At 34.5% G+C, this 13,427-nt stretch carries 19 protein-coding genes; 10 read left to right on the top strand and 9 right to left on the bottom strand.

The features are described from left to right. Window positions 1-35: 35 nt before the first annotated feature. Both GX497_08755 and nadE read left to right on the top strand, forming a co-directional pair. The gene (locus tag GX497_08755) at window positions 36-1,499 is read left to right on the top strand and encodes a nicotinate phosphoribosyltransferase (protein HHY73301.1); all 1,464 of its coding nucleotides are present in this window, start codon (window positions 36-38) and stop codon (window positions 1,497-1,499) included. A 20-nt stretch (window positions 1,500-1,519) separates the two neighbouring features. Beyond that, on the top strand, window positions 1,520-2,347 hold the full coding sequence (nadE, locus tag GX497_08750; protein ID HHY73300.1) for an ammonia-dependent NAD(+) synthetase: 828 nt from the start codon (window positions 1,520-1,522) through the stop codon (window positions 2,345-2,347). 95 nt (window positions 2,348-2,442) lie between these two features. Here nadE and GX497_08745 read toward each other — a convergent pair whose 3' ends face one another. The 4 genes from GX497_08745 to GX497_08730 form a co-directional block, all read right to left on the bottom strand. After that, the gene (locus tag GX497_08745; protein HHY73299.1) at window positions 2,443-2,646 is read right to left on the bottom strand and encodes a hypothetical protein; all 204 of its coding nucleotides are present in this window, start codon (window positions 2,644-2,646) and stop codon (window positions 2,443-2,445) included. A 374-nt stretch (window positions 2,647-3,020) separates the two neighbouring features. Further along, the gene (locus GX497_08740) at window positions 3,021-3,335 is read right to left on the bottom strand and encodes a hypothetical protein (protein HHY73298.1); all 315 of its coding nucleotides are present in this window, start codon (window positions 3,333-3,335) and stop codon (window positions 3,021-3,023) included. 152 nt (window positions 3,336-3,487) lie between these two features. Then, complete coding sequence (locus GX497_08735; protein HHY73297.1) at window positions 3,488-3,922, bottom strand: DMT family transporter; 435 nt, start codon at window positions 3,920-3,922, stop codon at window positions 3,488-3,490. Between the two features lie 153 nt (window positions 3,923-4,075). Next, complete coding sequence (locus GX497_08730) at window positions 4,076-4,453, bottom strand: hypothetical protein (GenBank protein HHY73296.1); 378 nt, start codon at window positions 4,451-4,453, stop codon at window positions 4,076-4,078. A gap of 235 nt (window positions 4,454-4,688) precedes the next feature. Between GX497_08730 and GX497_08725 the strand changes: the two genes are divergently transcribed. Further along, window positions 4,689-4,991, top strand: a complete 303-nt coding sequence (locus GX497_08725) for a hypothetical protein (GenBank protein ID HHY73295.1) — start codon at window positions 4,689-4,691, stop codon at window positions 4,989-4,991. Between the two features lie 65 nt (window positions 4,992-5,056). On the opposite strand, the gene yidC is transcribed toward GX497_08725, so the two are convergent. Together yidC and GX497_08715 are read right to left on the bottom strand one after the other, a co-directional pair. Beyond that, window positions 5,057-5,758 carry a membrane protein insertase YidC gene (gene yidC / locus GX497_08720; GenBank protein ID HHY73294.1) on the bottom strand — a complete coding sequence of 234 codons (702 nt, stop codon included), beginning with the start codon at window positions 5,756-5,758 and terminating at the stop codon, window positions 5,057-5,059. 18 nt (window positions 5,759-5,776) lie between these two features. After that, window positions 5,777-6,055: a hypothetical protein gene (locus GX497_08715; GenBank protein HHY73293.1), complete on the bottom strand. Its 279-nt coding sequence runs from the start codon at window positions 6,053-6,055 to the stop codon at window positions 5,777-5,779. 183 nt (window positions 6,056-6,238) lie between these two features. Between GX497_08715 and GX497_08710 the strand changes: the two genes are divergently transcribed. The 7 genes from GX497_08710 (at window position 6,239) to GX497_08680 (ending at window position 10,730) form a co-directional block, all read left to right on the top strand. After that, window positions 6,239-7,105 (top strand): DNA-3-methyladenine glycosylase 2 family protein, encoded by an 867-nt coding sequence (locus GX497_08710; protein ID HHY73292.1) that lies wholly within the window; start codon window positions 6,239-6,241, stop codon window positions 7,103-7,105. Between the two features lie 175 nt (window positions 7,106-7,280). Beyond that, on the top strand, window positions 7,281-7,649 hold the full coding sequence (locus tag GX497_08705; GenBank protein ID HHY73291.1) for a hypothetical protein: 369 nt from the start codon (window positions 7,281-7,283) through the stop codon (window positions 7,647-7,649). A gap of 6 nt (window positions 7,650-7,655) precedes the next feature. After that, a complete protein-coding gene (locus GX497_08700) occupies window positions 7,656-8,120 on the top strand; it encodes a type II toxin-antitoxin system VapC family toxin (GenBank protein HHY73290.1) in 465 nt (154 codons plus the stop codon). 66 nt (window positions 8,121-8,186) lie between these two features. Beyond that, window positions 8,187-8,441 carry a hypothetical protein gene (locus GX497_08695; GenBank protein HHY73289.1) on the top strand — a complete coding sequence of 85 codons (255 nt, stop codon included), beginning with the start codon at window positions 8,187-8,189 and terminating at the stop codon, window positions 8,439-8,441. A gap of 336 nt (window positions 8,442-8,777) precedes the next feature. After that, complete coding sequence (locus tag GX497_08690) at window positions 8,778-9,770, top strand: arsenic resistance protein (GenBank protein HHY73288.1); 993 nt, start codon at window positions 8,778-8,780, stop codon at window positions 9,768-9,770. Between the two features lie 33 nt (window positions 9,771-9,803). Then, on the top strand, window positions 9,804-10,403 hold the full coding sequence (locus tag GX497_08685; GenBank protein ID HHY73287.1) for a class I SAM-dependent methyltransferase: 600 nt from the start codon (window positions 9,804-9,806) through the stop codon (window positions 10,401-10,403). A 168-nt stretch (window positions 10,404-10,571) separates the two neighbouring features. Then, complete coding sequence (locus tag GX497_08680; protein ID HHY73286.1) at window positions 10,572-10,730, top strand: gamma-type small acid-soluble spore protein; 159 nt, start codon at window positions 10,572-10,574, stop codon at window positions 10,728-10,730. 86 nt (window positions 10,731-10,816) lie between these two features. Here the strand turns inward: GX497_08680 and GX497_08675 are convergent, their stop codons facing one another. The 3 genes from GX497_08675 to GX497_08665 all read right to left on the bottom strand — a co-directional run bounded on the left by GX497_08675 (window position 10,817) and on the right by GX497_08665 (window position 13,335). Then, a complete protein-coding gene (locus GX497_08675) occupies window positions 10,817-12,274 on the bottom strand; it encodes a DUF4173 domain-containing protein (GenBank protein ID HHY73285.1) in 1,458 nt (485 codons plus the stop codon). Window positions 12,275-12,368: 94 nt separating this feature from the next. Further along, window positions 12,369-13,007 carry a hypothetical protein gene (locus GX497_08670; protein ID HHY73284.1) on the bottom strand — a complete coding sequence of 213 codons (639 nt, stop codon included), beginning with the start codon at window positions 13,005-13,007 and terminating at the stop codon, window positions 12,369-12,371. Next, on the bottom strand, window positions 12,988-13,335 hold the full coding sequence (locus GX497_08665) for a PadR family transcriptional regulator (protein HHY73283.1): 348 nt from the start codon (window positions 13,333-13,335) through the stop codon (window positions 12,988-12,990). Before GX497_08665 ends, GX497_08670 begins: the two co-directional genes overlap by 20 nt. Window positions 13,336-13,427: the final 92 nt, after the last annotated feature.

Here is a 13,427-nt window from a genome sequence, read left to right as displayed (position 1 = left end):
GGTAAAAGCTTTATTAATAATGGAGGGAAAAAAGCATGAACAAATACGCCGATGACAGCTTTGCTTTGCACACTGATTTATATCAAATTAATATGGCTGAAACATATTGGGAAGACAATATTCATAACCGGAAGGCCGTATTTGAATTATTTTTCCGAAAAATGCCTTTTGGGAATGGATACGCTATTTTTGCCGGACTAGAAAGAATAATTGAATACTTGAATAACTTCAAATTCTCAAAAAGCGATTTAAATTATTTAAAAAATGAATTAGGATATGGCGACGATTTTATTGATTATTTATCCACACTTACATTTACTGGAACAATACGGGCGATGCGAGAAGGGGAGCTTGTTTTTGCTAATGAACCGCTAGTTCGTGTCGAGGCAACTTTAGCGGAAGCGCAGCTCATTGAAACAGCACTATTAAACATTATTAATTACCAAACTCTCATTGCAACAAAAGCATCGAGAATTAAACAAGTCATTGGTAATCAAACAGCAATGGAATTCGGAACGAGAAGAGCTCAGGAAATGGATGCTGCTGTTTGGGGAGCGAGAGCTACTTTTATCGGCGGGTTCGATGCAACAAGTAATGTCCAAGCTGGAAAATTATTTGGCATTCCCGTTTCGGGAACACATGCCCATTCCCTTGTTCAAGCCTATAAAGATGAATATACAGCCTTTCACAAATATGCGCGAAGACATAAAAATTGTGTGTTCTTAGTCGATACGTATGACACGTTGAAGTCAGGAGTACCGACGGCCATTAAAGTGGCCAAGGAGCTAGGAGATCAAATTAAATTTGTGGGCATTCGCTTGGATAGCGGCGATTTAGCTTACTTATCAAAAGAAGCGCGAAAAATGTTAGATGAAGCAGGGTTTAAAGATACGAAAATCGTCGCTTCCAATGATTTAGATGAATACACGATCATTAATTTAAAACAACAAGGTGCAAAAATTGATATATGGGGCGTTGGCACTAAATTAATCACAGCCTATGACCAGCCAGCCCTTGGTGCCGTCTATAAATTAGTGGCAATTGAAGATGAAAATGGGGAAATGGTCGATACGATTAAAATTTCCGGAAATCCAGAGAAGGTAACAACTCCAGGATTGAAAAAAATTTACCGGATTATTAATTTACGAAATCATAAATCTGAAGGCGATTATATTGCTTTGGAAAATGAAAATCCAGAAGAAGAATATCAATTAAAGATGTTTCATCCCGTTCATACCTTTATTAGTAAATATGTAACAAACTTTGAAGCAAGAGAATTGCACCAAGATATCTTTAAAAACGGAACGTTAGTCTACGGGTTACCGACTGTACAGGAAATTCAGAAATATGCAAAAGAAAATATGGGGCTATTATGGGATGAGTATAAGCGTTCTCTGAATCCGGAGGAATACCCTGTTGATTTAAGTCAAGAATGTTGGAATAACAAGATGAAAAATATTGCGGAAGTGAAAGACAAAGTTATTCAGATGATCAAATAAAGCAAATGCAGGTGACACATATGCGACCATTACAAAAAAAAATTATCGAGGAATTGAAAGTACTGCCAGTCATTGATGTCGAAGAGGAAATCCGAAAGAGTATTGATTTGATGAAAAACTACTTTAAAAAATATTCATTTTTCCAAACGATGGTTTTAGGTTTATCGTTAGGCCAAGACTCAACATTAGCGGGTAAATTAGCGCAAATGGCAGTCAATGAACTAAATGAAGAAACAGGTAGTGCCAATTATAAATTTATCGGTGTCCGCTTGCCATACGGTGAACAAAAGGATCAGGAAGATGAAAAATCGGTTTTACAATTTATTAAGCCAGACGTTTTGCATACGGTTGACATTAAGCCAGCAGTGGATTCTGGTGTTGCTGCACTAAAAAAAGCAGGGATTGAAGTATCAGATTTTGTAAAAGGAAATATTAAAGCTCGTGAAAGAATGATTGTCCAATATAGCATTGGGGCCATGTATTATGGCGTTGTGCTAGGGACAGACCATGCAGCTGAAGCCATTGTTGGTTTTTATACGAAATTTGGCGATGGTGCAGCCGATTTAATGCCACTATACCGTTTAAATAAGAGACAAGGGAAAATGATTTTAAAACATTTAAACTGTCCTAAAGCATTATACGAGAAAGTACCGACAGCAGATTTAGAAGATAACAAACCGTTGCTTCCTGATGAAGCCGCAATCGGCGTAACTTACGAAGAAATAGATGATTATTTAGAAGGAAAAGAAATTGCTGAAAAAAGCGCCGAAAAGATTGAACAATGGTATGTAAAATCACAGCATAAAAGAAAAGGACCAATCACTGTTTTTGATGAATGGTGGAAGTGAAAGTAAGAGGCGTATTCAAAACAAAGGGCCAGACCCCACGATATTGTATTTATTGTGGGAGTCAGACCCCTTTTGAGTTAGGGAAGTCAAAGGACTTACCAAATAGTGACTGCTGATAATTCATTAGTCCAGTTTTCAAAATCTTGTTCTTCACACCAACTTGTTGCTTCTGATAATGTATTTGTATCATGCACCATAAAGAAACCATCATATAAAGGATGAAATACTAAATAGTCCTTTAGATTAGCGTTATTGCCTTCATTGTTGTTCTTTTCAATAATGAATCCATTTACTTTCATCCTAAACACATCCTTTTCAAAATAATGTTTATAAAAAGTTTTTCTATTAAAAGGATAATACACCTTTATTCAAGAGATAACCGCTTGAAAACTAGCAATCTCTTAAAATTTCAGGATAACGGAGAGGCCGTCTAGTGAAAGATAAAGAAAAAGTTTCTAGATGGTCCGAAACGTATTAACCTATTTAATAGCGTCTATCGAAAACACTCCGATAAGGTAATAATCCTGCTTAGGAAAGCGTTCTCATAAAACCTAAATCGAAATATTTCGATAATTCCTTACACTTATTATACACTATTTTTCAAGAATGCGCTTACAAAAAAATAAAAAAATCATGGTAATTTTTTACACTAGCTGAATTTTAGCGCTTTTTGCTATTTAAGCGGGAAAGACATCCACCAAGAATGGGTACGATTTTCATCTACTTGTTCTACAAATGTAACGAATAATGTAGATTTGTTATCGTTTTCTCTTACGCTTAATTGCATAAAATCCATTTGAAGGATGAGTTTTTCAACTTCATAAGCGAGCTCGAAATTGGAGCGGCGTTCATGCTCAGACTTTAACGCTACTAATCCATTACGAATAATCCTTAAATCAGCCTCTGTAGCTGGGCGATCGGCGATTGTTTCTTTTTGATTCAATAAACGGTCTATTTCTTCTATTGATAAAATCTGGTTTTTTTCCACTCTTTGCACCCCTTGCAATCTACTAGTTCCATTATATGGTAAGATGTAGAAGAAGTCGAGCCGAGGTGAATTTAATGTTTCTAACATCTTTAATGCGAATATATTTAACACGTTCATTTCAACCATTTGAATTTACTTTAAAAGTGAGAATGTTAGTTTTTGTTAAATAAATAGATTGAGAAAAAAAGCAAGAGAATCGCTAAGGCTTTCTTACCATCAATTGGAATTTTGTCTCCTCCAAAAAGACCAAAATGGTCAATCAAGGCACCTAAAATAATTTGTCCCGTAATAATCGCCATAAATGATCCTGCCACACCCAATCTAGGAACAACTAGGACCGCAATCACAACATAAAATGCTCCCAATAACCCACCTGTTAATTGCCACTTTGGCACAGTAGAAACAGCTAACAAATCGCCTTTACCAAAAAATATAACGATAAAAAATAGTGCTAACGTACCTATTGAAAATGATATAAATGAAGTCTCGATAACACCAACCTTTTTACCTAATCCGCCATTTATTTGACCTTGTATAGCAACAGCTGCGCCACCAAGCAATGCTAATAATGGAAGTAAAAGCTTCATCAAAACAGCCCCCCGTAATAATTTCATGCTTTCTCAATATAAACAACAGATAAGCATGCTGTCAATTATTTCATCTCAGTGATTAAACCCTAAAAAAATAAGGGCAAGGCTAGAATTCCTTGTCCCTGGTTAATGATCCCAGTACAGCTTTGTTTAGCTGTTTAATTGAAGTGTCGATTTCGCATTTGTAATATAGTCGATTACATCGTCTGCATTAATTATTTCAATATTGTCAAGAAGCCCATCTTCTTGTGAAATATTATTATGAATCATACAAGCAGAACAAACCTTTATTTTTCCTCCCATTTCCAAAAAGGCTGGAATCAGTTCTTTAATTGGTTTAAATGGCGCACCGATATCAATGGCATCAGCATAGCCTTTTTTGGCTAGATGAACAGCATCCGAAAGCAATAAAATCGCTGCATCCTCCCCTTTTTCCAATGCTTTAACTCCCATTGTAAAAGCAATCGTTACATTGTTTGGATTATTTTCCTTTGCGGTTAAAGTGATTAAAAATGATGGGAATGACATCTAAAACAACTCCTTTTGTATTTATTGGTAACCACAAACATTATACCCATAACCGTATAAAAAGAAAAGAATATTGTTTTTTGTATTAGAATAGTTGAAATGCTAGACAAGTGTTTCAAATTTAAAATTAATATAGTCTTAAGGGTGAACAAAATTCCCCATTCTAAACTTAATTAAACTTTAGAATCCTCCGTGCTGTATAATATTATAAAATTGAAAACAAGGAGAGATAAACATGATCAATCGTGTTCTAATAAAATTAGAAGCAGCCCTTGAAGATTGGGATCTAATGATGAAAACTACGGATGATGAAGGTGCAGATTGGGCTGAAAGGTTTGAACAGCATTTTTATGAGTTTATTGATGAATTAAAGGTATGGTTTCAATATTTAGAGCAGCCGCCAGCAACAATTGAGGCGGCCGAAAGCCTTGATGAAATCAGGGATATTATGGAACGATTGCCTGCACCGCTTGAACTCAACTTTTATAATGAACTGGAGCTAATCATTGAAGGAAAAGAGCAAGTACGCTATGATTAATATTTTAGAGGCTCCCAAAAGCCAGATTTCCTGACTTTTGGGAGCCTCTTTAAAATGATTCGTTTTTACCCAATGTCATTGCTTGTAGCTTTTGTATCAAGGGATGAATGGTATAACTTTTTACTAAGTAGTGACTGAAGCACTAAGTAAATTCCACCCACTGCCCAGTATAATGGCAGGGCAGCTGGCGCATTCATAGAAATCATGATAATCATAATTGGATAAAGAAAACCCATGAACTTCATTTGTTTCTGTTGCTCAATTGGGAAAGACGATTGTGTTACTTTAATTTGAACAAAGTAAACGATACCTGCAATGAGAGTAATGCCTATGTCGGGTTGTCCAAGGCTAAACCATAAAAAAGAATGTGTTGCAATCTCGTGCGAACCTCGGATGGCATAATATAATCCCATTAGGATAGGCATTTGAATAAGAAGCGGCAGGCAACCCATATTTAATGGATTGATTCCATGCTTGGAATAAAGCGAGATTAATTCCTGCTGAAGGACCCGCTCTTCTTGTTTATCTTTTGTATTCTTTATTTTTTCTTGTATTGTTGCCATCTCCGGCTTTATATTTTCCATTTTTGTCTTTAGAAGCTGTTGATTTTTATATTGTTTAAGCATAAATGGCATTAAGATAAGCCTAATGATTAACGTAATGATAATAATCGAAATACCATAATTGTCATTAAACAATATGGCAATTCCATGAATCGCCTGCAAAAATGGGTTAACAAAGATTGCTTGGAAAAATTTCAATTCTATTTCCTCCTAATTTTTTATTTAGATTAAGGAAGAAATAGAAATTTCATCATCTCCGTCTGGCTCATATTTTTTGACTGCTTTAAATAGCCAAGTAATCACTGGATTTATTCTGATTTCAATATTTATTAGTGAAGTTTCACTTTGTAATCTTACTCTATTAGTTAAAAGCGCATGATTTTCCCTAACCCTTTGTTTCCTGTCTATATAAAATAAATAAACAAAAAAACAGCTTAACAATATGCCAATATATAGGGGATAAGTGCTAGTAATGTCTAGAATTCCAACTATTTCAAACAAAAGAAACACCCCATTCTTTTGTTACTTTGAATCAAATAACAACTTGTTTATAATTGTATTACGAATCTAGTATAGGCAAAGTTTCAATAAAATTGCAAAAAAGAAGCAAATACTATGCTTTATAAAAGTATTTTGACGCCAATCTTTGGTAACGAAGAAATGCTGTGGAAGGAATGAAAAAATATGTGGCAGGAACAAATGGAGCTTGAAGGTCCGTACAATTTTGACAGGGTGATTGAACGTCATGCAATTGATCCATTAAATCAAGTAGACTTACAAAAACGTTTAATAAAAGTTCCCATTTTAATAGATAAAAATCGATATGTGGTTGAAGTTGTAGGACTTGGCACAATACATAATCCAGTTTTTAAACTTACTGGTAAAAACACGGAGCAAAAAGAAGCGCAAATAAAAAGCATTTCGGAAATTTTCCAATGGAACATACCTTTAAAAAATATCAATCAGCATTTTCTAAAAACAGATTTAAGCGGGCTATTTCAAGAGCATTTTGGAACACCGCTTATACTTGATTTTGATTTGTTTAGTTGTATTACGAAATGCATTATTCATCAGCAATTAAATTTATCGTTTGCCCATACATTAACAGAACGTTTTGTCAAAACATATGGTACGGAAATAGAGGGTGTTTGGTTTTATCCAAAACCTGAAACAGTGGCGGCAATAACCGTTGAACAATTGCGGGAACTGCAATTCAGCGGTAGAAAAGCAGAATATGTAATTGGGCTTGGTAAATTAGTGGCAGAAGGCGCTTTGGATCTTGAGGCTTTATCAAGAAAATCAGAAGAGGGAATTTTCAATCAATTAATCAAAATTCGCGGGATTGGCGCATGGACGATACAAAATTTCCTTTTATTCGGCCTTGGTAGACCGAATCTTTTTCCAGCAACAGATATTGGCATTCAAAATGCTTTAAAAAAATTGTATCACCTTGAAAGAAAACCAACATTAGAAGAAATCGAACGATACAAACATGGTTGGGAGCCTTATTTGAGCTATGCTTCTTTGTATTTGTGGCGGAGTATCGAATAAATTTATGAAATAGGGGAGCGTAAAGATGAGGACTGGGAACATTAAGAAAAAAGATTTGTAATGTTTGATTAATATTTTAAAAAAGGTTTTAGTGAACAGATTTTAAATGATTTATCCAACTTCCAAGAACATGGTATAATTAATCTAAATACCTTATAGCAAAGGCCGTGAAGACATGCCGATAAAAGAAACAGCTCAAAAGAGGCGTTTAAATGATTATATACGAATGCAGGCATTAAAAAGAAAACTGAAGAATAATCCAAAATGGAGAAAGCAAAAGGGCGTTGTTATAGCCGAATACAATGGCAATGACGTGTCTGTTCGTGTACTTGATAGCTACGATACCCAGGCTCTAATTGAAGAAAATTTTTGCAATAATACAGAGGGGGAGTTGAAAATGGCACCTACCAACCATGAAAAAGAAGTTCAAGAAAAATTGGATATCCTTAATGAAATTTTAAACATTGGAAAAAAGGTTAGCAAAGAATCCTATAAAGAATTTTATGAAATAGGAGAACGTAAAGATGAGGACTGGGGAGATTAAGCGCAAATGGCTAAAGTAATATTTGATACAAATTTTTATACTGATTTGTTAAGCGGTTATCCTAAAGTTGTAGAAACCTTTAAAAAGCATATTTTAGAAAATGACTCCATTTTAATGCCATCTATTATAATGCATGAAGTTCTTTCTAACACCAAATATGAGATAGAGCTTGCAACTCAACAGGCTGTGGACAGATATATTCGTTTATCAGATAATAATATCATTGGCTTAACTGAGCAAATCGCAAAAAAAGCAGCCGAAATAAGAAGGCATTATCGAATTCATTACAATAATAAGCTAAAAGCTCCAGATGCAATTATTGCCGCAACTGCAATATTGTACGGTGCAATATTAATCAGCAACAATTATAACGATTTCAAACATGCAATAAGTGATTTAGGATTAAATTTTTTTAATCCTATTGATGACCAAAAAGATTTACAAAAACATCGAGACTCCCTTAAAAACTAGATATTCTAAATTTTTAAAAAGAATATGTATGAATGGCTAGGAGATATGTAAAAGGTGGGAATTTTATTGAAAAAACCTCGTTTTACTGTAGACCAAATCACTTCAGCCTCAAAGGCCTCCAAACAAGTTGAAAAGCTTCGAAAAAAAGCTAAAGAATCTTCACAGTTTATTTCTGAAAATAATATCATTGACACAGTTGTCTTAGATTATAAAACCGAGGTAGTATTCATTGAAGATGCACAAAGGGATTATAAAAAATTAGACGGTTCTGTTAAAAAGCTTGTTGATGTGATCTGTGCCAAATTGCCTATAAGAGACTAAAGGATTTACAAAAAAAGGAATTCCCCTTCATTGAAACGGACTTTTTATCCCGTGAACAAGCGAATAGATAGAAATAAGTTTTCGTGCCGTGCTTAGCATCCCCAAAGCCATTAGGAAGGTAACAGACTGGAGCAGACATTTTGAATTAAAACAACATAAAGATGCCTAAATCTAGTTGGATCATATTTAGATGTAGGCATCTTTTCTATTTTTCGAACAGCACTATGTATTTTGGAACAATTTCCTTGACATTCCCTTTAATACAACTTACATTTAAACTATACCCATAGGGGTACACAAAGAATAGCAAACTATAATATTGGGGGAAGTATTATTGTGAGAAAGCTGTATGTATTTCCACAGAAACATTTAATGCTCAGCGTTCCATTAACTTTATTGCTTGGATTTTTGCTTGGGTCGTTCATAGATACAACTTTTTTAAAGCCAACGATTTTAATTGGTACGATAGTAATGATTTATGCGACAATGGTAGGTTTTAAATTCAACGAATTAACATCAAAGAAAGGAAATAAAATACTTGGGTATTCACTATTCATTAATTTTCTTCTGATACCTGTGGTTGCCTTTATACTAGGAAAATTTTTATTACTTGAACATCCGATTATGTTTGCAGGTTTGGCTTTATCGGCTTTATTGCCTACAAGTGGAATGACGATTTCATGGACAGCGATTCATAAAGGAAACGTTCCAGCAGCAATTAAACTAACTGTTTTCGGCCTAATTTTAGGATCTTTAGCTACACCTTGGTATTTATTGCTCATGGTTGGACAGTATGTGGAAGTTGATATTTTGAACACGATTCAAACGATTTTACTAGTTGTCTTTGTTCCAATGATTTTGGGGCATCTAACATTTAAATGGTTCGTTAAAAAGTATACATTGGAAAAATTTCAGAAAACGATTAAGCCTAATTTTGGTCCCTTAAGTATATGGGGAATGCTATATGTTGTCTTTGTTAGCGTTAGTATGAAAGCTGAAATGATTCTTAATAATCTACAGCTTATTGTACTGGCATTACTTGTTTTAATTTTGTTTTATTTAATCAATTACGTAATTAGTACATTATTCGCTACATCTTTTTTAAATCGTGAAGATGGAATTGCCTTAGTCAATGGAACCGTGTTACGAAATTTATCGATTGCGGTTGGATTGGCTGCTAATTCATTTGGAGCAGAAGCTGCCTTAATTGTAACAATTGCTTTTATCGTCCAACAACAAAGCATCGTTTATTATGGAAAAGTAGCATCAAAGCGTTGGTTTAAAGAAAAAAATATTGATTCCGCACAAATAAAATCATCATTATCTTAAAAAGCTAAAGTAGACAAGGAGCAAAATAGTATTATGTCAAAAGAACAATGGGATAAGAGTTTTTCAGATAAAGATTATATTTACGGTGAAAATGAAAATGCATTTATAAACAATGTAAGTAGAATCATTCCGAAAAAATCTAAAATTGGCTGTTTTGCCGAAGGTGAGGGCCGAAATGCGGTTTATTTAGCAAAACTTGGCCATGACGTGACCGCTTATGATCAATCAATGGTCGGTCTTCTGAAAACGAAAAATTTAGCTAGTAAAAAAAATGTTACTGTCGAAACAATTGAGATTGATTTAACGAAAGAAAAAGTTAAAACAAATCAATATGACGTTGCAATCATGGTATTTGGCCACGTCCCTAAAAAAGACCAGCAATTTTTAATAGAGAGCATGATTGGATCAGTAAAACCTGGTGGGACTATCATTTTTGAAGTATACTCCGAAGACCAACTCAAGTATGAAACAGGCGGTCCCAAATCGATTGAAATGTTATACGATCCAGCGGATATCCTAGATTGGATTAAAGGTTACAAATGTATCCATTTTTATTACGGTGAAGCAGAGCGGAATGAAGGAAAAAAACATATAGGTTTAGGCCATGTAATTCAAGTCATTATAAAGAAATGAAATGTTAAGAAATAGCGATATTGAATGAAAACCAACATTAGAAGAATTTGAAAAATACAAGCATAGCTGAGAGCCTTACTTAAGCCATGCTTCTTTGTATTTGTGGCGGAGTATCGAATAAATTTATCGACTAGACCTATAATAGAAAAAAGAAAGCGAGGTGCTCTAATGGAAAATAATCATGATTCATACACAGTTGTAGGAACAAATATTGATGAGGTAAAAAGGCTAAATGAGCGTTCAGGCATGTCTTATAATGAAGTAAAAGCGTGGCTTGCTAAAACAACGGGCGGTCATGGTACAGATACTGATAAGAAGCAAATATAGAGGACGAATCAACTGGCACAACCTGTTCCAGTGGTAATTTATAATCGAAAGTCGAAGTGCCAAGCACTTCGACTTTCTAATGGATTTCATAAATTCAACTCACCAAGCTTTTGATATGCACGATTTTTTGCTAAATTATAGGACTGCCAAGCCTCGCTTTTCAGCCACTTTTTCTCTTGTTTTCGCTGTTGTAGCAACTCTTCTAACCCCTGAACATGAGGATTTTTTTCATAAAGCTCAATTAGTCCAAGAATGCCAGTCGAAGATAAGCTGTTTAAATAGTTGATATCGATTTTTCCTGTTTCCTCATAACGGGTAATATTTTGCTTAACAACAATCGAATCAAGATTGATGAAATTAATACCGACATAATAGATGAGCGCTGCGATAAAATAAAAATGGAACAAGGAAAGTTGCTCAAGCCAAATTTTAACAAGTGTGTAGGCGAGAATTACCATTAGAAAAATCATAAAAGAATGAACGAGCACTCTCAAAAAAGTGAAACCATAGGCATCCTCATACATCATCATTCTCATGAACGCTGATATTAGAATAACGCCGCTCGATAAAACAAGAACAGCTAAAGCGAAGCGGATTGTTTTCTTTAGCAATCCTTGAACTATTTTTGTTGAATAAATCACGGTAATCGTCACAGTTAGATTAATCATTGTCACAAAAAGCAATTCAAAAAACCCGCGGCGTGCGTATTCTGCATAGGTGTACCCATCTTCAAGCGTCCCACTAAAAAAATATTTAAATTGGACGACAACAAATAAGATATAAACTAAGTCTAAAAGTAACAGAATCGTCAACGTGATGACTCCGTCCAATGTAAGGGGCTTCATAGTCCCATTCTTGTAAATCACATCCATTTTTCTTTGTAACAATACTTGCATAAATCCAAAAAATAAAAATGTATAAATAAGTACAATGATAAAACGAAAAACAAGATCACCTCTAAAGGTAAGAAAATTAGGGATACTGCTTAAAATTCTAGCAAACTCCGTGTCAGCAGAAATTAACAATGTAAGAATAATGGCTAAAAGTGGAATAGAGACCCCAATGCCTATCAAAATCTTTTTCCAAACATCATAATGCTTTTGATTGCTATTTTGTTTCGACAGCTTGGATACATATTTTAGAAAAATTGCATTATAGCGAATACCGTCAACGATGCGATGTAAGATGTATTTAATAAAAACTAGATTACTCCAGTCGAATTTTTTCGGTGAAGTAATTAAGACAAGATGAAAAATAACAAGCGTAGGAATCACTACAATATTTAACATATAAAATAGGGCAGTATCATATAAGGTATAGCAAGCTGCCAAAATCCATATTGATATCAATAGCAAATAGCCGAAGCGCTGATGGGAAAAATTAAACGAGCGAAACCGCCAAAAAAATAATGAATAAAAGAAAACGATGAAGACAAAATAGGAAATACCAATCTGGTACATTAAAAATGCTTCTTCAGCAACAAGTCCTACAAGAAAACATAAAAGTAAAAAAATCCAATCTTTCTGTTCTAGTTTTAGTTCCATGATAATCCCTCCGGATTCTTAAATAGATATCCTATATACATAGAATTTCTATGTATATAGGTAAAAAATAAAAAGGGAAGACCTCCGCATATGATTACACGGAAGTTTTTTTTCCCCATCTGTAGCTTAGTACGCAAACCGGGTACAGAAGAAGGGTAAGCAAAATGCATAAACCAATGAACGTTTTTGTTAACAATGGATGAAACCATTCACGAGGAATGATTTCGAAAACTGTTAAAAACATCAATGTCAAATTCGGCAGTAACGCTATGATGAAAGTATGTTTCAAAACGTTCCTGCCTTTATGCCCGAAGCCTCTGCCTATTTCATACCCAAGTAATGCCCAAAAAACCATATAAATTAAGGCAATAATAATCGGAATGGATGTTAATTGATTCCATATACTTTTTAGCCAATTCCAATCAAACAGATTATGCGCAAGTGTAAGTACAGCCCCTCCACTAAAGAAAAGAATATTTACCGTAATAAATAGCCATTTCATATTGCTTGGGGTAACGGAAAGTTCTTCTTTCCATATTGCAGCAATCTCATCAGGAGTGCCAAACCTTTTATAAACTTGGGCACGTACCTCAGCCTCATCCTCAATGTTGTAGAATTCAACGAGGAGTTCATCAAGATGTGTTTCACATTCCTTTACAATCGCTTCTTTCTCTGGATGATTTCCAAGACTTTGGTTAAGTTCGGTTAAGAAATCATTCTTCAGCCGTTCCATGTTTTTTTCTCCCTAATACTTTGTTTATAACTGAAACAAAGTCGTTCCATTCTTGGGTTTTTTCATCTAACATTTCTTTTCCAGCGTTTGTAATCCGATAATACTTTCGGGCTGGGCCTTTCTCTTGTTCCTGCCAATAGAATTCAATATATTCCTGCTTCTCAAGCTTATGTAAAGCCGGATACAATGTTCCTTCCTTAACCGAAAACTCGTTCCCGCTACGCTTTTCTAATTCTTTTACAAGCTCATATCCGTACATGTCCCTTTCATGGAGCAGTTGAAGTAACAAAAGGGAAGTACTGCCTTTTACCAATTCACGATTAAACATACAATCACCTACCTAGGATTTTTAGGTATATAGAGATTCTATTATTAAATTGATATTTTGTAAAGCATGAATTTTTATCTAAATTCCCTAAA

The sequence above is a fragment of the Bacillus sp. (in: firmicutes) genome, assembly GCA_012842745.1.
Classification (GTDB): Bacteria; Bacillota; Bacilli; order Bacillales; family Bacillaceae_J; genus Schinkia.
The sequence above is the reverse complement of the archived record's forward strand: the minus strand, read 5'-3'. Positions and strand labels throughout refer to the sequence as shown.